This is a genomic window from Minwuia thermotolerans (assembly GCF_002924445.1).
GTDB lineage: Bacteria > Pseudomonadota > Alphaproteobacteria > Minwuiales > Minwuiaceae > Minwuia > Minwuia thermotolerans.
Genome location: NZ_PIGG01000037.1, coordinates 55,665 through 81,415 on the forward strand (window position 1 = coordinate 55,665; position 25,751 = coordinate 81,415).

The window sequence follows — 25,751 nt, forward strand, 5'->3', positions numbered from 1 at the left end:
CTACGCCGCCTCCCGCTTTTGACACTGACTCCGGCCGCGCCCGGCGCTACGGTTCAGGCTGGAGAGACGGCGGTTGCCGTCGGCGTCGAACCATTCGGGCCAGAGTTCGTGCACGCTCCGGCCCAGGAACTCGGCGATGATGCGGTTGCCGGTCGGCTGCGGCCTGCGGGTGGCGCAGCGGATCGTCGAGGTCGAGACGCCGTGACGGCGCGCGAGTTCCGACATGGACCCGATCCGCTTGCGGATCTCGGCCATGATGTCGTTCGGGTCTGCGTTCCTTGCCTTCTGGGCCATCCGTCTCTCTGTCCGATCGCCGGCCCCGCCAGGCCGGCTTTGTTCGCGCTATGCGCATCGCAACTGAGACGAGGGTACGCAAAATTATGGGCTTCTATCAACATAATTTCGCGCTTCGTAGTTCAAGATAGAGCGCATGATCATGCAATTTTGGATTTTCTCCGCAATATCATTCACTTGCGGGAACAACGAAAATGTCTGTTAAGAACGAAGCGGATTTCGCAGTTCCGGGGCCGAACTCCGAAATGCAGGAGCGGATTCGGTACGCAATATCATGCGCAGGCGGCGACAAGGCTGTTAACGACCGGTCTGGCGTGAAGGTCCGCAGTCTCCAGAGCTACAAGACCGGTACGACGCCCTCGGCAATTGCGCTGGGCGAGATTGCTAAGGCCACAGGATTCCGGCTCGAATGGCTCACCTATGGCGAAGGGCCCATGCGGCCAGACGAGCCGCCAGCCCAGCAGCAGAACCACACACAAACCCAGCTCGCCGACATCCGGGAACGCGTGAAGGCGATCGAGAACGGCGTGGGCAGCGCCAACGGCCTGGAACCTGGATTCGTCATGATTCCCCGCTACGATGTCGAGGCCTCGGCCGGGCCCGGCATGTTCTCCGATCAGGAAAACGTCGTGGATTACATGGCCTTCCAGCGGAAATGGGTGCGCCAGGCGCTCCGCGCCGACCCGGACCACCTGGTCCTGATCACGGCCGCCGGCGATTCCATGGAGCCGGTCATCCGCTCCGGAGACCTGCTGCTGATCGACACCTCGATCGACCACTTCCGCGACGACGCCATCTACGTCATCGCCATGGCCGGCAATCTGGTGGTCAAGCGCATCCAGCGCTTCTTCACCGGCGGCGTTTCGGTGAAGTCCGACAATCCCGCCTATGTTGAGCAGACCATCGGCGCGGGCGAGCTCGACCAGGTCCACGTCGCCGGTCGTGTCCGCTGGATTGGCAGGCTCATCTAATGGCCCTCTCGGGGCGCTCTAATTGACGTCTGATAGGCCGCTCATTGCCTGCCGCGCGATTCCGGTTTCAACTGGCGAGATTCCTCGGATCGACCGCCACTCCGGATTCAGACGCCATGAACGACGCCTGACACCTCCCCATGCAGGAGCCCCGGTTTTCCGCGCCGTCCCGCATAGTCCCGCCTCGTCCCGGAAAGTCCCGGATCACTCCAGAATCAAGTGTCGGTTAACACCCGCTTCAGCGGGAGCGGGAGGGGGTTGAGCCGGCGCATCCCTTCGGTGTCACGCTTGTCGGCTCAGACGACCACCCTGTTCACATGGTCGATGCGCGCGGCGCCGTCTTCGAACAGCGTGATCGAAGTGAGGGAAAGCGGCGCGATGTCGAAGGCGACGGCGGAAAATGCATCTGCATGCATTGCCATCGCCAGCGCCGCGCGGATGACGCCGCCATGGGCGACGACGGCAAGGCGCCGGTCCGCATGGGTTTCCGCCAGGCCGGCGATGGCCGGACGGACGCGCTCCAGCAGGTCGGCGAAGCTCTCGCCGCCCGGCGGGCGGAAGCCGGCAATGCCCGCGGCGTCGAGGCCCGGCGGCATCGATGCATCTGCATATGCCCTGCCGTCCCAAGCGCCGAAGTCCTGCTCCGCCAGGGCCTCGACGATACGGGGCGCATGCTCGGGAAACAGCGCCCCGGCGGTCTCCCGGGCGCGGCGCAGCGGGCTGGTCACGACATGATCGATGCCGCTGCATGCATCCCATAGCGGCCCCAGCTCGGCCGGCGCGGGCAGGACGGCGTGCGGATCGCTCCGCCGTCCCGTCCAGCGCCCTTCGGCGCCGGCTGAAGGCGCGTGGCGGATCCAGAGGAAACGGGCCGCCGTCCCGCTCAATCGGCGAGCGCCTGATAGACGAGCGCGCGCAGTTCCTTGCGCAGGGGATAGAAGCTCGACGGCATCAACTGGGTGAGAAAGACCACCGTCATGTCCTCGACCGGGTCGACCCAGAACACGGTGCTCGCCATGCCGCCCCAGCCATGATCGCCGGGGCTGCCCAGGTTCTTCGACAGCGCGGGCTCCAGCATCACCGCGAAGCCCAGGCCGAAGCCGATGCCCTCGTAGGAGACCTCCGAGAAGACCGGCTGGCCGTTGGCCGCCAGGTCCCCGCGCAGGTGGTTGGAGGCCATGAAGCGCATGGTCCGCGGCCCCAGCAGCCGCCCCGCCTCGCATTCGCCGATGCGGCGGACCATGTCGGCGAAGCGGCAGTAGTCGCCCAGCGTCGTCATCAGTCCGCCGCCGCCCGAGAAGGTGCGGACATTGGCCGCGCGGTAGACCGAGCGCTCGGCCGTGTCGGCCAGCTTCAGCGACAGGTCCTCGTTGGGCGTGTAGAGCTCGGCGAAGCGGTCCAGCTTGTCGTCGGGCACCGAGAAATCCGTGTCGGCCATGCCCAGCGGATCGAGGATGCGCTCGCGCAGGAACAGGTCCAGCGGCTGGCCGGAAATCACCTCGACCAGCCGGCCGGCGACGTCGGTGGAAACGCCGTAGTTCCAGCGTGCGCCGGGCTGGAAGGCGAGCGGCAGCTCCGCCAGACGCTTCACTTCCGCCTCCAGGCTCTCGGCCTTCGGGCCGAAGGCCAGCTTGCGGGCCTCGTAGGCGTCGCCCAGCACGCCGCCCTGGAAGCCGTAGGTGAAGCCGGACATGTGGGTCAGCAGATGATGGATGGTCTGCGGCGTGCGGCAGTCCTCGACCTGGTCGATCGACGCTGCGCCGGGCTTCAGGACCTTGAGGTCCTTCAGTTCCGGCAGAAAGGCGGCAACAGGATCGTCGAGGTGGAACAACCCTTCCTCGAACAGCATCATCAGCGCCACCGAGGTGATCGGCTTGGACATGGAGTAGGCGCGGACGATGGTGTCCTCCGTCCACGGCGTCGCCGCCGCCACGTTGCGTAGGCCGGTCCCGCCCTGCCAGGCGATCTCGCCGCGCCGGCTCACGGCGACCGAACAGCCCGGCAGCCGGCCCTTCTCGACCCAGCGCGCCATCCACGGCCCCAGCCGGTCCAGCCGTGCGGCGTCGAATCCCAGCCGCGCGCCTTCGTTGATCGTCTCCATCGCCGCTCTCCCCTCCAGTCGCTCCGGTCCGCCCGCTCTATAGCAGGCGCGGCGCGCGACCGGAACGGGGATGCCGGATGACGCCGGGCGCGCGCAGAAACCCCTGTCATGCCCGCCGCCGCAGGCGCGCGGGCATCGGGCGGCGGAAGCACGGCGGCGTCCGGCCTCGCCCGATCCCCGAGTGGCGCGGGGCACCATCGGGATGACAATGCGGCGCAGGCGTCTGTTGCAGCGGTTCGGAGGCGTCGCCTAAGCTGTCGATCACCTTCCGCGCATCGGGGCACGCATGACGACCGACCAGGTCCTTCTCTTCTCGCTCTTCGCCGTCATTCTGGGGATGCTGCTGTGGGGCCGGCTGCGCCACGACCTGGTGGCTGCCGGCGGTCTGCTGCTGGGCGTGACGCTGGGACTGGTGCCCCAGGACGAGGCCTTCAGCGGCTTCTCCAACCCGGCGGTGATCATCGTCGCCCTGGTGCTGATCGCCTCGCGGGCCTTCGAGAATTCCGGGGTGCTCGGCATGCTGGCCCGGCTGGCGCTGCGCGAGAACCGCTCGGCGGGGGCGCATATCACCATTTTCGGCGGCGTCGCCGCGGCGCTGTCTGCGGTGATCAACAACGTCGCCGCCCTAGCCATGCTGATGCCGCTGGACGTCCAGGCCGCGCGCAAGGCCGGGCGGCCGCCCGGCCAGACGCTGATGCCGCTCTCCTTCGCCACCATCCTGGGCGGCATGGTCACGCTGATCGGCACGCCGCCCAACATCATCGCCTCCGCGGTCCGCGAGCAGCAGCTCGGCGAACCCTATTCCATGTTCGATTTCGCGCCCGTCGGCGCGGCTGTGGCGGTCGCCGGCGTGCTGTTCGTGGCCCTTGTCGGCTGGCGGCTGGTACCGCGGCGCGAGGATCGGCCGGGGGAGATCGATCCGGCCTCCTTCGTGGCCGAGTTGCTGGTGCCCGAGGATTCGCGGCTGGACGGCCGTGTCGGGGTCGAGCTGGACGAGGAAGCCGAGGAGGCGGATGTCCGTCTCGTCGGCCTCATACGCGACGGCGAGACCCATCGCGGCGCGGTCCGCGCCCTGCGCATCCGGGCGGGCGACCGGCTGGTGGTGGAGGGTTCGACCGACGCCATCGCCGCCTTCATCAAGCTCTCCGATCTGCAGAAGGCCGAGATCGACGACAGCGAGAAGAACCGCGGGGCCGCCGATGAAACCGCCGGGCCGGACGCCCGGAAGAACGGCGAGGACAGCGAGACCGAGGAGGAGAAGGAGGACAAGCCGGTGGCGCGCGGCCCGGAGATCATCGAGACAGTCGTGCGGGCCGATTCGCGTCTCGTGGGGCAGACCGCGACCTCGATCAGCATGCGCCAGCGCTACGGCATCACCCTGCTCGGCATCGCCCGGGCCGGCACGGTGACGCGGGAGGGGATCAGCCGGCGCACCATCGAGGCCGGCGACGAACTGCTGATCACCGGCCGTCAGGCGGGCCTGTCGCTGACCCTCGACCAGCTCGGCCTCGTTGCCGTCAACCGCATCAGCGTCGCCGGTTTCAAGCCCTTCAATGCGGCGCTTGCGGTGGGCCTGTTCGCCGGCGCGATCGCCGTCGCGACCGCGGGCCTGCTGTCCTTCACCGTGGCCATCGCCATCGCCGTCGCCGGCTACGCGGCCTTCGGCCTGGTCCCGGCCCGGGAGTTCTACAGCCGCATCGAGTGGCCTGTCGTGGTCATGCTCGCCTGCCTGCTGCCGCTCGGCGCCGCCTTCGAGAACGTCGGCGGCACGGCGCTGATCGCGAACTCGATCGCCGGCTGGACCGAGGGCCATTCGGCCGTCGTCGCCCTGGTGGCGATCATGGTGGTGACGCTGACGCTGTCGGACGTGCTCAACAACGTCGCCACGATGGTGATCACCGGGCCCATCGCCATCGATCTCGCCCTGCGGCTGGAGGTCAATCCGGACACCTTCCTGATGGGGGTGGCGATCTCTGCCTCCTGCGCCTTCCTCACGCCCATCGGGCACAAGAACAACACGCTGATCATGGGGCCGGGCGGGTTCCGCTTCTCCGACTACTGGCGCATGGGCCTGCCGCTGGAGATCGTCGTCCTCGCCGTCTCGGTGCCCATGCTGCTGATCGTCTGGCCGTTGTAGGGGCGCGGAGAGCGATGCGGATCGGCATTCTGGAGGCGGGACTGGTCCATGAGGGCCTGGTCGACGTGTACGGCGATTTTCCGGCCATGTTCCGGCGCTGGCTGACGCCGCATCTGCCCGCGGCGGACTTCCGAACCTGGTCGGTCATCCGCGGCGAATGGCCGGACGGACCCCGCGACTGCGACGCCTGGGTGCATACGGGCTCGCGCTTCGGCGTCTATGATGACGAGCCCTGGATCGCGCCCCTGAAGGACTTCATCCGCGCCGCCGCCGAAGCCGGCGTGCCGCAGCTCGGCATCTGTTTCGGCCATCAGCTCGCCGCCGAGGCCCTGGGCGGGCGCGCGGAGAAGTCGCCGAAGGGCTGGGGCGCGGGACTGCACCGCTACCGCATCGCACTGGACGGGGCGGAGCGGGAATTTCCCATGATCGTCAGCCACCAGGACCAGGTGACGGCGGTGCCGCCGGGCGCCGAGGTGCTGGGCGGCAGCGATCATTGCCCCTTCGGCGTGCTCGAATACCGGGACGCGCCCGTGCTGACGGCGCAATTCCACCCGGAGTTCGACCGCGCCTTCAGCGCGGCGCTGATCCGGCTCCGGGCCGGCTCCTCGATTCCGGAGAGGGTCGCAGCGCCGGCGCTGGCCTCGCTGGCGGCGCCGCCGGCGAACGCGGAGGCCGGGCGATGGATGGCCGGCTGGCTGAAGGCGAAGCTGGGCGGCTGAGCGAGGGACGGCGTTCAGAAATCCTTGTCATGCCCGCCTCGTGCGGGCATCCGGGCGAAGTGTCGACTCGCGGCGCAGCCGCTCCGGACCCCCGCACGGGGGCGGGGGTGACCCATCAGTGAGCAACGTCCGGCCCTCACAGCCCCATGAAGCGCAGCACGGCGGTCAGGTCGGCATGGTCGATGCGCGCATCGGCGGCCTTTGCGGTCACGGGCTTGGCGCGCCAGGCGACGCCGAGTCCGGCCTTGACGATCATGCCGAGATCGTTGGCCCCGTCGCCGATCGCGACCGCCTGCGCCGGGCCGATGCCCAGCTTCGCGCAGATCTCGTCCAGCGCCTCGGTCTTGGCCTGGCGGCCCAGGATCGGCTGCGTGACCTCGCCGGTGAGTACGCCGTCCTCGAAGATCAGCGTGTTGGCGCGGTTCTCGTCGAAGCCGCAGAGCTCGGCGACGCGGCGGGTGAAGTAGGTGAAGCCGCCGGAGACCAGGGCGCAGTGCATGCCCGCCGCGCGGCAGCCGGCGATGAGTTCCCGCGCGCCGGGGCTGAGGCGCACGCGCTCGTCGAAGCACTGCTGCAGGGCGCTTTCCTTCAGGCCCTGCATCAGGCGCACCCGCTCGGTCAGCGCGCCCTCGAAGTCGATCTCGCCGCGCATGGCCCGCTCGGTGATCGCGTGAACCTGGTCGCGCACCCCGGCGAAGTCGGCCAGTTCGTCGATGCATTCGACCGTGATCATGGTCGAATCCATGTCGGCGATGAGCAGTCTCTTGTTTCCCTGCATGTCCGCCGGCTGCACGCAGATGTCGATCGCCTCGCCCTCCAGCGCGCGGTCCACCCGGTCGCGCAACTCGGCGTGGTTGTCCCAGTCGAAGCGCAGGTGCCGGACGCCGCCGGCGCCCTCTGCCGTGGCGGCGGCGGGCAGGACCGCCTCCAGGGCGCTCAGCGCGCGCTCAGGGATTTCTTGACCAGGCGCGGCGACGAGCGTCAGAACCGTCTGCATGAACGAGTCTCCGGAGCGGAAGCAGGGGGGGAACGAGGCCCTGCTGATACTCGGCCCGACGGCCAGCGGCAAGTCCGCGCTGGCGCTGGCCGCCGCGCAGGATTTCGGCGGGGTCGTGATCAATGCCGATTCCATGCAGGTCTACCGCGACCTGAGAATCATTACCGCCCGGCCCGGCGAGCGGGCGCTGGCCGCCGCGCCGCACCGGCTCTACGGCTTTCTCGACGCGGCGGAGATCTGTTCGGCGGCCCGCTGGGCCGGCCTGGCCGCCGGAGAGGTGCAGGCCGCCCGCGCGGCCGGGCGCCTGCCTATCGTCGTCGGCGGCTCGGGGCTCTATGTCCGCGCCCTGCTGGAGGGCTTCTCGCCGATCCCCGACATCGATCCGGCGCACCGCAAGGCGGCGGCAGCGAAGCTGGCCGAACTGGGCGGCGAACGGTTCCGCGCCTTGCTGGCCGAGGCCGACGCGGAAACGGCGGCGCGGCTGCATGCGGGCGACAGCCAGCGGCTGATCCGCGCCTGGGAGGTCTGGCTGGGCACCGGCCGGCCGCTTTCCGAATGGCAGACGCTGCCGCCGGAGCCGCCGTCGCTGGATCTGGACCTGCTGAAGGTCGTCCTGCTGCCCGACCGGAAGATGCTCTACGAACGCTGCGACGCCCGCTTCGGCGAGATGCTGGAGGAGGGCGCCATGGCGGAGGTCCGCGCGCTGGCGGCGCGCGGCCTGGACCCGGATCTGCCCGCCATGAAGGCGCTGGGCGTGCCGCAGCTCATCGCCGCCGATAGGGGCGAGATCGGGCTGGAGACTGCCGTAACGGAAGCCCGCACCCTGACCCGCCGTTACGCGAAGCGGCAGGTGACATGGCTCAGGCATCAGATAATTTCCGACATCACCCATGATGCGCAACATATGGAAAGAATGAAGGCCGATATCTTTCCGAAAATAAGCGAATTCCTGTTGACCCGTTCCTGACCCTGCCCTATGGTCAGCCGGCCCTCTCCGGGGGACCGGCCTTTCCGGCTGCCAGCGCGGACTTTCCGCCGCCGGCGGGCGGTCAATTCGCGGCCGCCCCGGCGGGGCGTTTCGTTTGTGAACCCGAGACGCAAGACAGATGGGACAGACCAATGTCGACCAAGACGATGACCGGCGCTGAAATACTGATCAAGGCACTCGTCGATCAGGGCGTGGACACGGTATTCGGATATCCGGGCGGCGCGGTACTACCCATCTATGATGCGCTGTTCCAGCAGAACTCCATCCGCCACATCCTGGTCCGTCAGGAGGGCGGTGCAGTGCATGCGGCCGAGGGCTATGCGCGCTCCACCGGCAAGCCGGGCGTCGTGCTGGTCACGTCCGGCCCCGGGGCGACCAACGCCGTCACCGGCCTGACCGACGCGCTGATGGACTCCATTCCCGTCGTCTGTCTGACCGGTCAGGTGGCGACGCACATGATCGGCAACGACGCCTTCCAGGAGTGCGACACCACCGGCATCACCCGGCCCTGCACCAAGCACAACTACCTGGTGAAATCGACGGACGACCTGGCGCGCGTGGTTCACGAGGGCTTCTATGTCGCCACCAACGGCCGGCCCGGCCCGGTGGTCATCGACATTCCGAAGGACGTGCAGATCAACACCGGCGTCTATGCCGGGCCCGACCAGGGCCGGCACAAGTCCTACCGTCCGAAGGTCAAGGGCGACCTGGAGGCGATCCGCAAGGCGGTCGACCTGATCGCGAAAGCGGAGCGGCCGATCTTCTACACCGGCGGCGGGGTCATCAATTCGGGGCCGAAGGCGTCGATGCTGCTGACCCAGTTCGCGCGCCAGACCGGTTATCCCGTGACCTCCACGCTGATGGGGCTCGGCGCCTATCCGTCCGCGGATCCGCAGTTCCTGGGCATGCTGGGCATGCACGGGGCCTACGAAGCCAACATGGCGATGCACGACTGCGACGTCATGATCTGTGTCGGCGCGCGCTTCGACGACCGGGTGACGGGCCGCCTCGACGCCTTCTCGCCGCATTCGAAGAAGATCCACATCGACATCGACCCCTCCTCGATCAACAAGAACGTGGCGGTCGACGTGCCGATCATCGGCGACGTGGCCCATGTGCTGGAGGACATGATGCGGGTCTGGAAGGCCGGGGCGCGTCAGGCCGACAGGAAGCGGCTGGCGCCCTGGTGGGCGGACATCGAACGCTGGCGCGGCCGCAACGGCTTCGCCTATGCGGAGACGGCGGACATCATCAAGCCGCAGCGGGCGATCCAGGCGCTCTACGAGAAGACCAAGGACCGCGATCCGATCATCTCCACCGAGGTCGGCCAGCACCAGATGTGGGCGGCGCAGTTCTTTGGTTTCCAGCAGCCCAACCGCTGGCTCACCTCGGGCGGGCTGGGGACCATGGGCTATGGTCTGCCCGCCGCCATGGGCGCGCAGGTGGCCCATCCCGGCCGGCTCTGCATCGACATCGCCGGCGAGGCCTCGATCCTGATGAACATTCAGGAAATGTCGACGCTGGCCCAGTACCGGCTGCCGGTGAAGATCTTCATCCTCAACAACCAGTGGATGGGGATGGTCCGCCAGTGGCAGGAACTGCTGCACGGCAAGCGCTATTCCGAGAGCTATGTCGACAGCCTGCCGGACTTCGTGAAGCTGGCCGACGCCTTCGGCGCCGTCGGGCTGATCGCCGAAAAGCCGGACGATCTGGACGGCGTCATCGACGAAATGCTGGCCGTGGACCGGCCGGTGATCGCCGACATTCGCGTGGACCGGGAGGAGAACTGCTTCCCGATGGTGCCTTCGGGCGCCGCCCACAACGAGATGATCCTGGGCAACGAGGCCAATTCGGAGGATTCGCCGAAGGTGACGGACAAGGGCTTCGCCCTGGTCTGACCCCTTCGTCACCCCGACATTCCGAAGGAGGGGCGGACCTGGCCCGGCCGGGTCCGCGGGAAGCATGCACGATACAGTCGAAACCCACACCATCGCCGTCCTGGTCGACAACGAGGCCGGCGTCCTGGCGCGCGTGATCGGTCTCTTTTCCGGCCGTGGCTACAACATCGAGAGCCTGACCGTCTCCGAGGTCGACCGGGAGAACAATCTCTCCCGCATCAACGTCGTCACCTCGGGCACGCCCATGGTGATCGAGCAGATCAAGGCGCAGCTCGACCGCCTGGTGCCGGTGCACCGGGTGGCCGACCTGACCGTCGACGGGGAACACATCGAGCGCGAGCTGGCGCTTCTGAAGGTGCGCTGCTCGGGCGAGAAGCGCGTCGAGTCGCTGCGCATCGCCGATATCTTCAAGGCCAAGGCGGTGGACGCCACCGACCGCAGCTTCGTGTTCGAGATCACCGGTTCGACGAAGAAGATCGACGCCTTCGCCGACCTGATGCGGCCGCTCGGTCTGATCGACATCAGCCGCACCGGCATCGCCGCCATCAGCCGCGGCCCGGACGAACTTTGAGGAGCCTGTCGATCATCACTCGTCACCCCCGCCCTGTGCGGGGGTCCGGGGTGGCGTTCCCTCCGGCACTTGCCAAACAGGAAGAAACACCCTACCGGACCCCCGAATGAATCGGGGGTGACACTCAGCGACCGGTCGCCGGCACCTGAGTCGACCCGGTCGCGCCGCGAGATACCAATCGGAGGGAGATAGAAGAAATGCGCGTTTACTACGACCGCGATGCGGATCTGAACCTGATCAAGTCGAAGAAGGTCATGGTCGTCGGCTATGGCAGCCAGGGCCACGCCCATGCAATGAACATGCGCGACAGCGGCGTCAAGGACGTGGCGATCGGCCTGCGCGAGGGCTCGTCGACCCGGAAGAAGGCCGAGGAGGCCGGCTTCAGGGTGATGACCGCGGCCGAAGGCGCCGCCTGGGCCGACGTCGTCATGGTGGCGACCCCGGACGAACTGCAGGGCGAACTCTACCGAGACGAACTGGAGCCGAACCTGAAGGAAGGCTCGGCGATGATCTTCGCCCATGGCCTCAACATCCACTTCAACCTGATCGAGCCGCGCAAGGACCTCGACGTCTTCATGATCGCGCCCAAGGGCCCGGGCCACACGGTGCGCTCCGAGTATCAGCGCGGCGGCGGCGTGCCCTGCCTGGTCGCGGTGCATCAGGACGCCTCCGGCAACGCGCTGGACGTGGGCCTGTCCTACGCCTGCGCCATCGGCGGCGGCCGCGCCGGCATCATCGAGACCACCTTCCGCGAGGAATGCGAGACCGACCTGTTCGGCGAGCAGGTGGTGCTCTGCGGCGGCCTGGTCGAGCTGATCCGCGGCGGCTTCGAGACCCTGGTCGAGGCCGGCTACGCGCCGGAAATGGCCTATTTCGAGTGCCTGCACGAGGTGAAGCTGATCGTCGACCTGATCTACGAGGGCGGCATCGCCAACATGAACTACTCGATCTCCAACACCGCGGAGTATGGCGAGTACGTCACCGGCCCGCGCATCGTCACCGACGAGACCAGGGCCGAGATGCGCCGCGTGCTGGACGATATCCAGTCGGGCAAGTTCACCCGCGAATGGATGCTGGAGAACAAGGTCAACCAGACCAGCTTCAAGGCGACCCGCGCCAGGAACGCCCAGCACCCGATCGAAGATGTGGGCGAGAAGCTCCGCGCCATGATGCCGTGGATTTCCGAGAAGGCGCTGGTCGACAAGTCGAAGAACTAGGTCGAAGCAGGCGGGATGGGGATGGCTGGGCCGGCCATCCCGCCGTCCTCCATATCTCTCTTGTCCCGTGGGTTGGCTCGGCCGGCACGGGGCGCGGCACAGAACTTCGACAGAAGGCGCGCAGGCCGACCGGCCCATCCCCTGCGCGCCAACCTGTCCGGCCGGCCGGCGGGTCTTCTGACTCCTTCAGGCCAGTGGACCAACCGACGGGCCCATCCCCTTGCCTCCCCTCTGCGTGAACGCGCCATGAACAAAACTGGACGTCAGGTAGCGTTCATGTTTCAATGTTCACGGAAAAGATGTGTTCACGGAGGCAGTGATGGAAGGGATCTGGATCTGGGCGCCGGTCGTGGCGTTGATCGGAGTCGCGGTGGTCGCGGTGGCGACGGAGCGCTCCGGCCAGCGCATGCCGCGGGCCGCGTTCTTCGGGCTGACCGTGGCGGCGTGGATCGTCGGGGGGTTGCTGGAGCGATTGGCCGAGTATGCCGCAGCGCACTGGGCGCCGAATATCGGCCTGACCGTCACCATCGTCTCACTGCTGCTGATGGCGGTGGTGGGCTGGTTCTACTTCCGCATCGCCGCGCGGCGCAGCCGGGACGCGATCGGCAGCCGGGCGCTGGCCTTCGCCATGGCCGTGCCGGTGATCGGGCTGCTGGCGATGCTCACGCTGTTCTTCTGGCCCAGCCAGGCCGAGGATCCGCCTGATCCGCACGGGGTCTTCGTCTGACCCCGGAAGGGCGCGCGGACTGCAGGCGTTCCTAAAGCCCCAGCACCAGCTTGGCCATGATGTTGCGCTGGACCTCGTTGGAGCCGCCATAGATCGTCGCGGCGCGGTGATTGAGGTGCGAGGGCAGGGCGGTCATGGCGTGGTCCGGGCCCACGGCCGGCGCGTTGGAGCCGACATGGCGCGCCGGCTTCTGGTCCGGCCAGGCGTAGTAGCCCACGGCCTCCGCGGTCAGCCCCGCGGCCTTCTGCAGCGTCTCCGAGCCCACCACCTTCATCATCGAGGAGGCGGGACCGGGCTGGCGGCCGGCGGCCAGATCGCAGAGGATCTGCTTCTCCACATGCTCCAGCGCGATGATGTCGCATTCGGCGTCGGCGATGCGCCGGCGGAAGCCCGGATCGTCGATCAGCCGGCCGCCGTCATCGCCGCGCTCGGCCGCCGCGACCCGCTTCAGGTGTGCGATGTGGGCGTGCAGACCGGGGCTGTAGGTGTCGCCGCCGCGCTCGAACTCCAGCAGGTACTTGGCCACCGTCCAGCCCTCGTTCTCCGGGCCGACGCGGTTGGCCACCGGCACGCGCACATCCTCGAAGAAGACCTGGTTCACGTCGTGGTCGCCCGACATCAGGATGATCGGCTCCACGGTGATCCCCGGCGCGTCGAAATCGTCGATCAGGACGAAGCTGATGCCCTCCTGCGGCTTGCCCTCGTTCGAGGTGCGCACCAGGCAGAACATGCGGTTGGCGTGGTGGGCGAAAGTGGTCCAGATCTTGGAGCCGTTGATGACGTAGTCGTCGCCGTCGCGCACCGCGCGCGTCTTCAGGCTGGCGAGGTCGGAGCCGGAGCCCGGCTCGGAATAGCCCTGGCACCAGACGTCCTCGCCGGAGAGGATGCGCGGCAGGTACTTCTGCTTCTGCTCGTCGGTGCCGTATTTCATCACCACGGGGCCTACCATGCGGGTGCCCATGATGGAGAAGGCCGGGGCGCTGGCGGCGGCGGATTCGACGTCGAAGATGTAGCGCTGGATCGCCGTCCAGCCGGGCCCGCCATATTCCTTCGGCCAGGCCGGCGCCGACCAGCCGCGCTTCGCCAGGGTCTCGAACCAGCGCTGGCCGTATTCGAACTCCGCGAACGGACCGCAGGTCAGCCGCCCGGCCTCCCGCATCTCCTCGGTCAGGTTCTCGGCCAGGAACGCCCGCACCTCGTCGCGGAAGGCCCGGTCCTCCGGTGTCAGTGTCAGATCCATGATGTTGTTCTCCCCAAGCGTCCGCCTATTGTACCGGGCAGGCGGCATTCAGGGGAAGGGGGCGCGCGCATGCTCGAGACAGGATTGACCGCGCTGGCCGAAGCGCTGGCGGCGGGGCGGACGACGAGCGCGGAACTGACCGGCCGGGCGCTGGCGGCGAGCGCCGAGGGCGAGGGGCCGACGGCCTTCATGCAGGTATATGCCGACCGCGCCAGGGCCGAGGCGGCGGCCCTCGACGGGCTGCGCAAGGCGGGGCGGGAGGCCAGGCCCTTCGCCGGCATTCCGATCTCGATCAAGGACCTGTTCGACGAGGCCGGCCGCGTCACCACCGCCGGATCGAAGGCGCTGGCCGACGCGGCGCCTGCGGACCTGGATGCGCCCATCGTCGACCGGCTGCGGCGTGCGGGTTTCGTGATCACCGGCCGCACGGTGATGACCGAGTTCGCCTATTCGGGCCTCGGGCTCAACCCGCATTACGGCACGCCCGCCGCGCCCTGGGACCGGGCGACGGGCCGCATTCCCGGCGGCTCCACCTCGGGCGGGGCGGTGAGCGTCGCCGACCGCATGGCCGCGGCCACCATCGGCACCGACACCGGCGGCTCCTGCCGCATCCCCGCGGCGTTCTGCGGCATCACCGGTTTCAAGCCGACCATGGCGCGGATTCCGCGCGCCGGCGCGACGCCGCTCTCGCATTCGCTGGATTCCGTCGGCCCGCTGGGCAACTCGGTCGGCTGCTGCGCCATCCTGGACGACATCATGGCCGGCGGTCCCGGCGCCGGGGCGATGGCGCGGCCGGCGGACGGGCTCAGGCTGGCGGCCATGACCAACTATGTCACCGTCGACATGGACGGTACCGTCGCCGCCGGCTACGAGGCCGCGCTGAAGCGGCTCCGCGACGCCGGCGCGGCGGTGGTGGAGACGGCCTTCCCCGAGATCGACGCCCTGCCCGCGCTCAACGCCGCCGGCGGTTTCGCCGCCGCCGACGCCTGGGCCTGGCACCGGACGCTGATCGCCGACAAGGGCGGGCTCTACGACCCGCGCGTCATCTCCCGGATCGAGCGGGGCGCGATGATCTCGGCGGCCGACTATATCGACCTGATGCACGCGCGCAGCGCCATGCAGGCGGCCAGCGCCCAGTCCATGGGCGGCTTCGACGCCGTGCTGATGCCGACGGTGCCCATCGTCCCGCCGCCCTTCTCCGCATTCGAGGACGACGAGAGTTATGCCCGGCTCAACCTGCTCTGCCTGCGCAACCCGTCGGTCGCCAACTTCCTCGACCGCCCGTCGATCAGCCTGCCCTGCCACGAACCTGGCGAAGCCCCGGTCGGGCTCATGCTGATGGGCCACAACGGTCTGGACCGGGAGCTGTTCGACATCGCCGCCGGGGTAGAGGCGGCGCTGAGGCCGAGCTGAGGTTCCGGGTCTCCGCTGCGCTTCGCCCGGGATGACACCAGGGGTCGCCCAAACAAAGGTGTCATCCCCGCCAAGGCGAACGGCGTGGGGCGCGAGCCGGGACCTGCCCGGAATCCAGGCGGCAAGGCCGGCGCCGCTACCTCCCTCTCGACCCCGCGCACAGCTGCGCTACCATTCCGGCAAGACATCCATTCCGGGAGAGCGAGCCATGGCCGACACCGCGCCGCACCGCGTCAGCACCGAGCCCTGCTGCAAGCGCATCCGCGTCGAGTTCAACGGCGAGACCGTCGCCGACACCACCGGCGCGATCTACCTCTACGAACCGCCGATCCCGCCGGTCTACTACATCCCCCTGGAGGACATCCGGGCGGAGTTCCTGCACCGCTCCGAACATTCGACCCACTGCCCGTTCAAGGGCGATGCGGTCTACTGGGACGTGGTGGTCGGCGAGAAGCGCGCGGAAAACGCCGTCTGGTCCTATCCGGAGCCGATCAGCGCGGTGCCCGAGCTGGCCGGCTACGGGGCCTTCTACTGGAAGAAGATGGACCGCTGGTTCGAGGAGGACGAGCAGATCTTCGTCCATCCGCGCGACCCGCATGTCCGCGTCGACATCCTGCCGTCCTCGCGCACGGTCGAGGTTTCGCTGGACGGCGAGACGCTGGCGAAGACGAACCGCGCGCAGTTCCTGTTCGAGACCGGCCTGCCGACGCGGTACTACATTCCGCGCGACGACGTCACCGCGGCGCTGACGCCGTCGAACCGGCGCACGGCCTGCCCCTACAAGGGCGAGGCGAGCTATTACCACGTCGATGTCGGCGGGGTCCGGTACGAGGACCTGGTCTGGAGCTACGAGAGCCCGGTGCGGGAGGCGGCGCCGATCCGCGGCCTGCTCTGCTTCTTCAATGAAAAGGTCGACATCGCCGTCGACGGCAAGACCGAGGCGCGGCCCGAGACGAAATTCGCCAAGTGACGGCCCGACGGCCTGCGCTATAACGGGACGCCAGAGACCACGCCATACCGGGGAGAGATGACGATGGGCCAGCCGCGCGAGCTGTTCACCGAGGATCACGAGATCTTCCGCCGCTCCATGCACAGGTTCCTGGCCGAGGAACTGGCGCCGCGCCACGAGAAGTGGGAGGAGCAGGGCTATGTCGACCGCGACGCCTGGGAGCGCGCGGGCGAGCTGGGCTTCCTGTGCATGTCGATGCCCGAGGAATACGGCGGCTCCGGCGCGGACAGGCTCTATTCGATGATCCTGTTCGAGGAAGTGCAGAAGCTGAACCTGACCGGCCTCGGCTTTGGCCTGCACAACGAGATCGTCGCCCCCTACATCCTGCGCTACGGCTCCGAGGAGCAGAAGAAGAAGTACCTGCCGAAGATGGCGAGCGGCGAGATGATCGGCGCCATCGCCATGTCGGAGCCGGGTACGGGCTCCGACCTGCAGGGCGTCAAGACCACGGCGCTGAAGGACGGCAACGAGCTGGTGGTCAACGGCCAGAAGACCTTCATCACCAATGGCTGGCACGCCGACGTGGTCATCGTCGTCGCCAAGACCGATCCCAGCAAGGGCGCCAAGGGCACCTCGCTGGTGATGCTGGAGCGCGGCGACGAGGGCTTCGACAAGGGCCGGCGGCTGAAGAAGCTGGGGCTGAAGGCGCAGGACACCTCGGAACTGTTCTTCGACAATGTCCGCATTCCCGCCGACCGCATCCTCGGCGAGGAGGGCAAGGGCTTCCAGTACCTGATGCAGGAACTGGCCTGGGAGCGGCTGCAGGTCGCCATCTCGGCCGCCCAGGCGATCGAGACCGCGCTGGATCTGACGGTCGAGTACTGCAAGGAGCGCAAGGCCTTCGGCCAGCCGCTGATCGAGTTCCAGAACACCCGCTTCAAGCTGGCCGAGGTGAAGACCCACGCCCGCGTCGCCCGCGCCTTCGTCGACGACTGCATGGCGAAGCTGCTGCGCGAGGAGCTCGACGCCGAGACCGCGTCGATGGCCAAGTGGTGGACCTCGGACATGCAGAACCGGATGATCGACGAGTGCCTGCAGCTCTTCGGCGGCTATGGTTTCATGACCGAATATCCGATCAGCCGCATGTACGCCGACGCCCGCGTCCAGCGCATCTACGCCGGCACCAACGAGATCATGAAGGAGATCATTGCCCGCGGTCTGTGACCCGGCGGCCGCCGCTCCGGCGGGCGGAACAGACGACGTTCCGCCGCCGGAACCGCGCAGGCCCCATGCGGCTTCTTCACGTGTCCTCAACCGCTTCATGGTTTAAGGGTCAGCGACCGTTACCCTTTCACCGCGAGTCCGCGTGACCGACAAGTTCAATTCGCTGCCCGACAATGTCCGCGGCGCGCTCTGGCTGCTGATGGCCGGCGTGTTCCTGTCGGCCATGGGCGTGTTCATCAAGCTGGCCAGTGAGGAACTGCACCCGTTCCAGGTCGCCTTCTTCCGCGCCTTCTTCGGCCTGCTGGTGATCGTGCCCTTCGCACTCCGCACCGGCCTGTCCGGCGTCCGCACCACCCGCCCGGGCATGCACCTGGTGCGCGGGCTGATCGGCGGCGTGGTGCTGCTCGCCATGTTCTACTCGGTCGCGCACCTGCCGCTGGCCGACGTCACTGCACTCAGCTTCACCAAGCCGCTGTTCCTGATCCCGCTGGCGGTGCTGTTCCTGGGGGAGACGATCCGGCTCCGGCGCACCGTCGCCACCATCGTTGGCTTCGGCGGCGTCATCGTCATGCTCCGGCCCGGCGGAGAGACCGATCCCGTGGCCTTCATCGCCCTGGGCGCGGCGGCGCTGGTCGCGGTGATCACGATCTTCATCAAGATCCTCTCGCGCACGGATTCGCCGAACACCATGGTGTTCTGGTCCAGCCTGATCCTGAGCGTGGTCACGCTGGCCCCGGCGCTGGTCTACTGGCGCATGCCCAGCCTGGAGGTCTTCCTGATGCTGGTGGCGTTGGCAGTCTGCGGCACCATCGGCCAGTCCATGCTGATCCGGGGCTACTCGGCCGGCGAGGCGACCGCGGTGACGCCGTTCGACTACAGCCGCCTGATCTACGCCGGGGTCGCCGGCTTCCTGGTGTTCGGCGAGATCCCGGATCTGTGGACCGTCGCCGGCGCGCTGATCATCGTGGCGTCGACCATCTACATCGCCCGCCGCGAGGCCCGTCTGAAACCGGGCTCGCGCCCGACGACCGCGACCTTCGACGGGCCGGCCGGCGGCTCGTCGCCGGAGACGGTGCGGGAGGGACCGCCCCAGGCCGCCCGCGGCGGCTGACGGCGGCGGCTGCGTTCAGGCGCTGTGGGCGGCTGTCTGGCCGCGTTCGCCGGAGCCGGCCTCGGCGGCGGGCAGGCCGACCCGCACCGTCGTGCCGGCGCCCAGTTCGCTCTCCAGCCGCAGCGTGCCGCCCATCAATACGGCCAGCCTTTGCGCCAGCGGCAGCCCCAGCCCCGTGCCGCGCAGCTTGCCGTCGGCGACGGCGTCGACCTGCACGAACGGCTCCAGGACACGCGGGATGTCGGTCTCGCCGATGCCGATGCCGTTGTCGCTGATGGCGATCTCGATCGCCGCGGGGCCGGTGCGGGTGATGGCGCAACGCACGCGGCCGCCCTCGGGCGTGAACTTCAGGGCATTGTTGAGAAGGTTCACCAGGATCTGGCGCACCGCCTTGGCGTCGCCCTGTCCCGTCTTCGCGTCGTCGTCGGCGGACCAGCTCAGCTCGATGTCCTTCTCTTCGGCCAGATGGCCGACCAAGCGGATGGCCTGACGGGTCAGGTCCTCCAGGTCGAGCGGTTCCGAGCGGAGTTCCAGTTTGCCGGCCTCGATCCTGGAGAGGTCCAGCAGATCGTCGACCAGCGAGAGCAGATGCGCCCCCGATTCGCGGATGTCGCCTGCATATTCCAGATAGCGCGGATTGCCGACCGGCCCGAGATACTGGTTCCTGATGATGTCGGAGAAGCCGATGACGGCGTTGAGCGGCGTGCGCAGCTCGTGACTCATGCCGGCGAGGAAATCGGACTTCATGCGGTTGGCCGCTTCGGCGGCGGCGCGGGCCTCGGTCAGCTGGCGCGCATGGGCGCCGAGCTGCCGGGCGAAGACGAATCCGATGACCGCCAGCACGCAGGCGAAGACCGTCAGGCCGATGATTGCGGCCGGAATCATGCGCCGGCCGGGCAGGGCCGGTCGCCAGATCAGATGGGGGTCGGCGCCGGCGCCGTAGTGGGCGAGAGGGATGGAGGTCTCGGCGCCTTCCGCCGGTTGCCGGGAAATGCGCATGTTCCGGACCAGGTTGGCGGCCTCCAGGCTCGCCAGCATCTCCTCGTCCACGAGGCGCGAGAACAGCAGAACGTGGTCGGTGCTGTAGTCGTTCTCGGCGTCGTAACTTGTCATCCTGAGCGCCGCCGTCATCGACAGTGCGCCGTCCTCGAAGGTGAAGCCGGCGGCCGGTTCGGGCTCGGCGTCGTCCGCGCTCGCCCGCGCCGCCCGCGCGAGCGCCATCCGGTCCGGTCCGGGGGCCGCCGCCGCGGCCGGATCCTGACGCACGCCGGCGGTCACGCGCAGCACGGTGCGGTCCTGGCCGTCCACCACCTGGACGACATCGATGCCGCCCTGGCGGTGGAGATACTCGCCGAACTCGCTGTCGATCCATTCCGGGTCGAAGTCGTGGACGATGTTGGCGACCGCCTGGTCCCAGTAGCCGTAATCGAGCAGAAGCTGGTTCAGCTCCCTCATCCGGCGGTCGATGTCGCCGCGCACGAGGCTTTCCGAGACGGAGCGGGAATTGCGATCCTGAAGGTGGATCAGCAGGAAGGACAGCGTGACCGCGACAGCCAGGGTGATGGTGCTCAGCGCGACGAACCAGATGGAGAGCGAGCGAACCGAGCTTCTCTTCCACGATGCCAGTGGCATGGTTCGATTCCAATGCTGCCCAGGCCATCCGGTCGCGATGTCCGGTGGCTTCGCCCGCGCCCGATGGCGCCGATCCCCCCAATGCCGGTTCTACCGGCCCGAGCGTTGAGATTGCGTTACGACCGCGCGCTTTTACGCGGCGGCGGAGCATTCCGCAAGGGAACTCGGCCCGGATGCGGCCGGGACACTCGCACGGCGGGGTTTGCGCGCCCCGGCGACTTGTGATTAATGACGGCGACCATTCCAGACAGCGGCGCCGTCCTGGCGCGGGGGGAGAGACAATGAAACTGAAGGGTGCAGCGGTCGTCGTCACGGGCGGCGCTTCCGGTCTTGGCGGCGCCACGGCGCGCGAGCTGGCTTCCGCCGGCGCGAAGGTGACGATCTTCGATCTCAACGAGGATCTGGGCAACAAGATCGCCGGCGAGATCGGCGGCGTGTTCGCGAAGTGCAACGTCGCCGACGAGGCTTCCGCCGAGGCCGCGTTCAAGACCGCCAGCGATGCCCACGGGCCCTGCCGGGTGCTGATCAACTGCGCCGGCATCGGCACGGCGACCAAGACCACCTCGAAGGGGACGCCGCATCCGCTCGACGCCTTCAGGAAGGTCATCGACGTCAACCTGATCGGCACCTTCAACTGCATCCGACTGGCCGCCACCGAGATGGCGGCCGGCGAGCCGGACGAGAACGGCGACCGCGGCGTCATCGTCAACACCGCATCGGTCGCGGCCTTCGACGGCCAGATCGGCCAGGCGGCCTATTCGGCCTCGAAGGGCGGCATTGTCGGGATGACCCTGCCGATCGCGCGCGACCTGATGAATGACGGCATCCGCGTTTGCACCATCGCGCCGGGCCTGTTCATGACGCCGCTGCTGGCCAGCCTGCCGGACAACGTCAAGGACGCGCTGGCCGCCTCCGTGCCGTTCCCGAAGCGCCTCGGCGATCCGTCGGAATACGCCCACATGGCCCGCACCATCATCGAGAACCAGATGCTGAACGGCGAGACCATCCGCCTGGACGGCGCCATCCGCATGGCGCCGCGCTGAACTGAAACCGGCCGGGGCGCCGCTCAGGCGTTGCCGCGCCGCACCCGGTTCCCGGGCAGCACGATGCTCGCGGTGAGGCCCTCGCCGGGCGCGCTCTCCAGCTCCAGGCGCGCGCCGTGCAGTTCGCACAGCCGCCGCGCCAGCGAAAGGCCCAGCCCCGTGCCCTCGTGATGGCGGGTGCGGTGATGGGCGATCTGGCTGAAGGGCTCCACCGCCTGACGGATCTCGTCTTCCGTCATGCCGGGCCCCGGATCGGTCACCACCAGGGCCGGCCCGCGCGGCCCGTCCGGACGCCAGGCCAGGGTGACGACGCCGCCGCGCGGCGAGAACTTGACCGCGTTCGACAGCAGGTTCAGCAGCACCTGGCGCATGCGCCGCTGGTCCGCCAGAACTTCGGCGGCGGCTTCCGGAGCCACCAGACGCAGCCTGATCCCCGCGGCGGCCGCGACCGGCGCAATGTGGCGGCCGGCGTCGTCCATCACCTCTTCCACCGGCATCCAGGCGTCGTCCAGCTCCATCTGCGCGGCGTCCAGACGGGCGAGATCCAGGATGTCATTGATGATCGCCAGCAGGTGCCGGCCCGACGACAGGATGTCGCGCGCATAGCCCTGATAGCGCGGCTCGCCCATCGGGCCGAAGCGCTGCCCGTCCATGATCTCGGCAAAACCGATGATGGCGTTGAGCGGCGTGCGCAGCTCGTGGCTCATCGTCGCCAGGAAGCGCGACTTGGCGCGGTCGGCGACCTCCGCCATCTCCTTCGCCTCGCGCAGCCGGCGCTCGATCTCGATGCGGTCGGTGATGTCGGCGCCGGTGCCGCGATAGCCGGCGAAGCGTCCCGCCGCGTCGAAGATCGGCTTGCCGCTGATCGACAGGTAGACCTTGTGGCCGTCCGGATGGATGCGCGGATGGATGAAATTGCGGAATGGCCGGTGCGCTTCCAGCACCGCGATGTGGTCCCACCAGTCCTGCAGGCTGGTGATCTCGTCGGTGACCGGATCGGCGAGCGCCAGCATGTCGCGCCGCGAGCGGCCCAGCAGGTGCGATTGCGGCACGCCCGAGATCCGTTCGAAACTGTCGGAGAACCAGCAGAAGCGAAGTCCGGAATCCATTTCCCAGAACCAGTTCGACGCCGCCTCCGCGAAGTCCCGGAACCGCTGCGCCTCCTCGGCCGCGGAGCGGGACGCGCTCTCGGCCGGCGCCGGCGCAGGGCGGTCGTTCTGGCTGGTCATCGCAGCTGGGAGCTCCCCTGTCTGGCGCGAACCCAGCATAGCTACCCGCCTATTCTTAAGCCCGCGTAAACCACGCCGCAGATTCCGGTCGCCTTCCGTATTGTCACAGGAAGACAGCGCTCTATGTGTTAAACTTCCGAATTCACACATCACGAACGTGGAGGAACGCGATGGGCCTGCGCATTGGCGAGGAAGCCCCCGACTTCAAGCAGAACTCGACCGAGGGCGAGATCAGCTTTCACGACTGGATCGGCGACAGCTGGGCGGTGCTGTTCTCCCATCCGAAGGACTTCACGCCCGTCTGCACCACCGAGCTCGGCGCGGCGGCGCGGCTGAAGCCGGAATTCGACAAGCGCAACGTCAAGCTGATCGGCCTCAGCGTGGATTCGGTCGACGACCACAAGGCCTGGTCGAAGGACATCGCGGAGACCCAGGGCACGGCGCCCAACTTCCCGATGCTGGGCGACGAGGACATGAAGGTCGCCAAGCTCTACGACATGATCCATCCGGAAGCCTCGGGGCCGGCGAAGGACCGTACGGCCGCCGACAACCAGACCATCCGCTCCGTCTACGTCATCGGCCCCGACAAGAAGGTGAAGCTGGTCCTGACCTATCCCATGGCGACGGGGCGGAACTTCGCTGAGATCCTGCGGGTCATCGATTCCATGCAGCTCACCGCGAAACACCAGGTCGCGACCCCGGTGGACTGGAAGTCCGGCGAGGACTGCATCATCGTCCCCGCGGTCTCCGACGAGGCGGCGAAGGACAAGTTCCCCGACGGCTGGAAGACGGTGAAGCCCTATCTGCGCTACGTGAAGCAGCCGCAGGGCTGAACGCCGCGGCCACCGGGCGCGCCCGTGCGGCGCCCGATCCAGACAGCGCGGCTTTCTGACGGAATCGCCGCCCACCCGGCTTTTCGCGCCCGCCCCTGTGCGGGGGGCCGGAGCGGCTTCGCCGCAAGTCGATGGATTGACCGGATGCCCGCAGGAAGGCGGGCATGACACCGAACCTCCAGTGGCGATTCAATCAGGCGCCGGCGCATCCCCCTCCCTGTCCTCCCCCTTCCCGAAGGGGGAGGGTGGCCCGCGTCAGCGGGTCGGGAGAGGGTGGTTGCAGCCTATCCCAGGACGCGCAGCAGCTCGTCGTGGAGGTTCGGCCCCGAGGCGATGACGTTGGGATGGCGCGGACGTTCCTGATTGTAGCGGAACGTCAGGTCCTTCGTGGTGGTGCAGCGCGCGCCGGCCTCGGTGAGGATCAGGTCGGCGGCGGCGATGTCCCAGTCGTGCTTGCCGGCCATGGAGATCGCCGCGTCGAAGCGCCCGCAGGCCACCAGCGCCATGCGGTAGGCGATGGAGTTCATCCAGGTGCACTTCATGTCGTCGCCGTGTTTCGGCCAGTCGAAATAGGTCATGTTGCGCCGGGCGGTGAGGAAGTGCGCCTCGCCGGCGTCGTGCTGTTCGGAGGGGCGGATGCGGCGGCCGTTGAGGCGCGCCCCGCCGCCCAGGGCGGCCTCGAAGAACTCGTCCTTGGCCGGATTGTAGACGGCGCCGAGGATGGGCAGGCCGTCCTCGACCAGGGCGACGCAGACGGTGAACTCGGGCACGCGGCGCATGAAGGCGCGGGTGCCGTCGATCGGATCGGCGATCCAGACCCGGCGCTTCTCCAGCCGGCCGAGATCGTCGGCGGTCTCCTCGGAGAGCCAGCCATAGTCGGGCCGGGCCGCGGTCAGTTTCGTGCGCAGCAGGTCGTCGACGGCGATGTCGGCCTCGGTGACCGGGTTGTCGCCGCCCTTGTCCCAGGTCTTGAGATCGGTATCGAAGAATTCGAGCGCCAGCGCGCCGGCCTGGCGGACCGTCGACATCAGCAGGCTGTGATCGGCCCGTAGCTCCCGGTTGCTCACGCGCGTCAGTTCCCGGCCACGGTCATGCCGTCGATGCGGACGGTGGGCGCGTTGGCGCCATAGCGGAAGACCAGGTCGCTGGCGGGCCGGAGCTTCAGGAACATGTCCTTCAGATTGCCGGCGACCGTCATTTCCGAGACCGGGAAGCCGATCCGGCCGTTCTCGATCCAGAACCCGGCGGCGCCCCGGCTGTAGTCGCCGGTGACCCCGTTGACGCCGAAGCCGATCAGCTCGGTGACGTAGAAGCCTTCGGTGATGTCGGCGATCAGTTCCTCGGGCGAGACCTCGCCCGGCTCCAGGTAGAGATTGCTGGGCCCGGGCGAGGGCGAGCTTCCCGCCCCGCGGCCGGCATGGCCGGTGGTCTGCAGGCCGAGCTGGCGCGCCGTGGCGCTGTCCAGCATCCAGGTCTTCAGTATCCCGTCCTCGATCAGGTCGGTGCGGCGGACGGCGACGCCTTCCCCGTCCACCGGGCGGGAGCGCAGGCCCCGCGGGCGCAGCGGGTCGTCGACCACGCGGATGCCCTCGGCGAAGACCCGTTCGCCCATGCGGTTCTTCAGGAACGACGTGCCGCGCGCGATCGCCGTGCCGTTGATGGCGGCGGCGAAGTGGCCCAGCAGGCCGTTGGCGACACGCGGGTCGAAGACCACGGGCAGCCTGTTGGAGCCCATCTTGCGGGAGCCGACCCGGCGCACCGTGTTCAGCGCCGCCTGCCGGCCGACCTCTTCGGGGCTCGCCAGGTCCGCGAAATGGCGCGCCGAGGAGAAATCGTAGTCGCGCTCCATGTGGCCCTGCGCATCCTCGGCGATGACCGAGCATGACACCGAATGGCTGGAGGTGGTGTAGCTGGCGGCGAAGGGCCGGTCGCCGCCGCGGATGGCGAGCGCCATGCGCGTGCGGGCCATGCCGGCGCTGCCGCCCTCCGACTGCTTGACGCCGTCGACGGCCAGCGCCGCCTCCTCCGCCGCGCGGGCGCGCTGGATCAGCCTTTCCGGATCGGGGTCGGGATGGTCGTCCAGGTCCAGGTCCGGCACCTCCCGGGCGTAGAGCGCGCTGTCGGCCAGCCCGCACCACTGGTCGTCGGGGCTGACGCTGGCCATGGCGTTGGCGCGCTCGGCCAGTTCCTCCAGCATGGACGGCTTCAGGTCGGTCGAGGCGACGGTCGCCTGCTTCTTCCCCCGGATCACGCGCAGGCCGACATCGCGGCTTTCGGAGCGCTCCAGGTCTTCGGGCTTGCCCATGCGCCAGGAGGCGCCGACCGAATCGCTCTGGATCATCACCGCGTCGGCGGCGTCGGCCCCGTGGGCCAGCGCCCGTTTCAGCAGGTCGTCCAGCAGTTCGAGGGCGTCGTCGGCGGTGCGGGCGGTGTCGGGCATGAAGATCCTGATTTCGT

The 25,751-nt window shown here is 68.4% G+C and carries 23 protein-coding genes; 14 read left to right on the plus strand and 9 right to left on the minus strand.

The annotated features are described in order from the left end of the window. A complete protein-coding gene (locus CWC60_RS12125; protein ID WP_109792156.1) occupies positions 1-294 on the minus strand; it encodes a helix-turn-helix domain-containing protein in 294 nt (97 codons plus the stop codon). A 314-nt stretch (positions 295-608) separates the two neighbouring features. On the opposite strand from CWC60_RS12125, the gene CWC60_RS12130 reads away from it, so the two are divergent. Beyond that, positions 609-1,265 carry a S24 family peptidase gene (locus CWC60_RS12130; RefSeq protein ID WP_164516296.1) on the plus strand — a complete coding sequence of 219 codons (657 nt, stop codon included), beginning with the start codon at positions 609-611 and terminating at the stop codon, positions 1,263-1,265. A 296-nt stretch (positions 1,266-1,561) separates the two neighbouring features. Here CWC60_RS12130 and CWC60_RS12135 read toward each other — a convergent pair whose 3' ends face one another. Then, the gene (locus CWC60_RS12135; RefSeq protein ID WP_109794211.1) at positions 1,562-2,152 is read right to left on the minus strand and encodes a histidine phosphatase family protein; all 591 of its coding nucleotides are present in this window, start codon (positions 2,150-2,152) and stop codon (positions 1,562-1,564) included. Next, on the minus strand, positions 2,149-3,366 hold the full coding sequence (locus tag CWC60_RS12140) for a serine hydrolase domain-containing protein (RefSeq protein WP_109794212.1): 1,218 nt from the start codon (positions 3,364-3,366) through the stop codon (positions 2,149-2,151). Before CWC60_RS12140 ends, CWC60_RS12135 begins: the two co-directional genes overlap by 4 nt. 286 nt (positions 3,367-3,652) lie before the next feature. Here CWC60_RS12140 and CWC60_RS12145 point away from each other — a divergent pair, with 286 nt between their 5' ends. After that, complete coding sequence (locus tag CWC60_RS12145) at positions 3,653-5,503, plus strand: SLC13 family permease (protein WP_109794213.1); 1,851 nt, start codon at positions 3,653-3,655, stop codon at positions 5,501-5,503. 14 nt (positions 5,504-5,517) lie between these two features. Then, entirely contained in the window at positions 5,518-6,222 is a 705-nt protein-coding gene (locus CWC60_RS12150) for a glutamine amidotransferase-related protein (protein WP_109794214.1), read from the plus strand. 136 nt (positions 6,223-6,358) lie between these two features. Here CWC60_RS12150 and serB read toward each other — a convergent pair whose 3' ends face one another. Beyond that, positions 6,359-7,219, minus strand: coding sequence for a phosphoserine phosphatase SerB (serB, locus tag CWC60_RS12155; RefSeq protein WP_206419906.1), 861 nt, complete (start codon positions 7,217-7,219; stop codon positions 6,359-6,361). Between serB and miaA the strand changes: the two genes are divergently transcribed. The 5 genes from miaA to CWC60_RS12180 all read left to right on the plus strand — a co-directional run bounded on the left by miaA (position 7,218) and on the right by CWC60_RS12180 (position 12,620). Next, on the plus strand, positions 7,218-8,186 hold the full coding sequence (gene miaA / locus CWC60_RS12160) for a tRNA (adenosine(37)-N6)-dimethylallyltransferase MiaA (RefSeq protein WP_206419907.1): 969 nt from the start codon (positions 7,218-7,220) through the stop codon (positions 8,184-8,186). The genes serB and miaA overlap by 2 nt on opposite strands. Positions 8,187-8,338: 152 nt before the next feature. Further along, on the plus strand, positions 8,339-10,105 hold the full coding sequence (locus tag CWC60_RS12165; RefSeq protein WP_109794216.1) for an acetolactate synthase 3 large subunit: 1,767 nt from the start codon (positions 8,339-8,341) through the stop codon (positions 10,103-10,105). A 64-nt stretch (positions 10,106-10,169) separates the two neighbouring features. Continuing rightward, positions 10,170-10,676 carry an acetolactate synthase small subunit gene (gene ilvN, locus CWC60_RS12170; RefSeq protein ID WP_109794217.1) on the plus strand — a complete coding sequence of 169 codons (507 nt, stop codon included), beginning with the start codon at positions 10,170-10,172 and terminating at the stop codon, positions 10,674-10,676. A 197-nt stretch (positions 10,677-10,873) separates the two neighbouring features. Further along, positions 10,874-11,893, plus strand: a complete 1,020-nt coding sequence (gene ilvC / locus CWC60_RS12175) for a ketol-acid reductoisomerase (RefSeq protein WP_109794218.1) — start codon at positions 10,874-10,876, stop codon at positions 11,891-11,893. Positions 11,894-12,212: 319 nt separating this feature from the next. Next, complete coding sequence (locus tag CWC60_RS12180) at positions 12,213-12,620, plus strand: DUF805 domain-containing protein (RefSeq protein ID WP_109794219.1); 408 nt, start codon at positions 12,213-12,215, stop codon at positions 12,618-12,620. Positions 12,621-12,651: 31 nt separating this feature from the next. Here the strand turns inward: CWC60_RS12180 and CWC60_RS12185 are convergent, their stop codons facing one another. After that, complete coding sequence (locus CWC60_RS12185) at positions 12,652-13,860, minus strand: acyl-CoA dehydrogenase family protein (RefSeq protein WP_109794220.1); 1,209 nt, start codon at positions 13,858-13,860, stop codon at positions 12,652-12,654. 69 nt (positions 13,861-13,929) lie between these two features. On the opposite strand from CWC60_RS12185, the gene CWC60_RS12190 reads away from it, so the two are divergent. The 4 genes from CWC60_RS12190 (at position 13,930) to CWC60_RS12205 (ending at position 18,557) form a co-directional block, all read left to right on the plus strand. Next, positions 13,930-15,273 (plus strand): amidase, encoded by a 1,344-nt coding sequence (locus CWC60_RS12190; protein ID WP_109794221.1) that lies wholly within the window; start codon positions 13,930-13,932, stop codon positions 15,271-15,273. A 208-nt stretch (positions 15,274-15,481) separates the two neighbouring features. Beyond that, on the plus strand, positions 15,482-16,243 hold the full coding sequence (locus tag CWC60_RS12195) for a DUF427 domain-containing protein (protein WP_109794222.1): 762 nt from the start codon (positions 15,482-15,484) through the stop codon (positions 16,241-16,243). A gap of 63 nt (positions 16,244-16,306) precedes the next feature. Continuing rightward, positions 16,307-17,446, plus strand: coding sequence for an acyl-CoA dehydrogenase family protein (locus CWC60_RS12200; protein ID WP_109794223.1), 1,140 nt, complete (start codon positions 16,307-16,309; stop codon positions 17,444-17,446). Between the two features lie 142 nt (positions 17,447-17,588). Further along, positions 17,589-18,557: a DMT family transporter gene (locus CWC60_RS12205; protein ID WP_109794224.1), complete on the plus strand. Its 969-nt coding sequence runs from the start codon at positions 17,589-17,591 to the stop codon at positions 18,555-18,557. A gap of 15 nt (positions 18,558-18,572) precedes the next feature. Here the strand turns inward: CWC60_RS12205 and CWC60_RS12210 are convergent, their stop codons facing one another. Continuing rightward, a complete protein-coding gene (locus tag CWC60_RS12210; protein WP_109794225.1) occupies positions 18,573-20,189 on the minus strand; it encodes a sensor histidine kinase in 1,617 nt (538 codons plus the stop codon). Between the two features lie 281 nt (positions 20,190-20,470). On the opposite strand from CWC60_RS12210, the gene CWC60_RS12215 reads away from it, so the two are divergent. Continuing rightward, positions 20,471-21,232: a 3-hydroxyacyl-CoA dehydrogenase gene (locus CWC60_RS12215; protein WP_109794226.1), complete on the plus strand. Its 762-nt coding sequence runs from the start codon at positions 20,471-20,473 to the stop codon at positions 21,230-21,232. Between the two features lie 23 nt (positions 21,233-21,255). On the opposite strand, the gene CWC60_RS12220 is transcribed toward CWC60_RS12215, so the two are convergent. Further along, on the minus strand, positions 21,256-22,461 hold the full coding sequence (locus CWC60_RS12220; protein WP_164516509.1) for a sensor histidine kinase: 1,206 nt from the start codon (positions 22,459-22,461) through the stop codon (positions 21,256-21,258). Positions 22,462-22,631: 170 nt separating this feature from the next. On the opposite strand from CWC60_RS12220, the gene CWC60_RS12225 reads away from it, so the two are divergent. Next, entirely contained in the window at positions 22,632-23,294 is a 663-nt protein-coding gene (locus CWC60_RS12225; protein ID WP_109794228.1) for a peroxiredoxin, read from the plus strand. A 284-nt stretch (positions 23,295-23,578) separates the two neighbouring features. Here the strand turns inward: CWC60_RS12225 and CWC60_RS12230 are convergent, their stop codons facing one another. Beyond that, on the minus strand, positions 23,579-24,361 hold the full coding sequence (locus tag CWC60_RS12230) for a 3'(2'),5'-bisphosphate nucleotidase CysQ (protein WP_109794229.1): 783 nt from the start codon (positions 24,359-24,361) through the stop codon (positions 23,579-23,581). 5 nt (positions 24,362-24,366) lie between these two features. Next, positions 24,367-25,734, minus strand: coding sequence for a TldD/PmbA family protein (locus CWC60_RS12235; protein ID WP_109794230.1), 1,368 nt, complete (start codon positions 25,732-25,734; stop codon positions 24,367-24,369). Positions 25,735-25,751 lie beyond the last annotated feature (17 nt).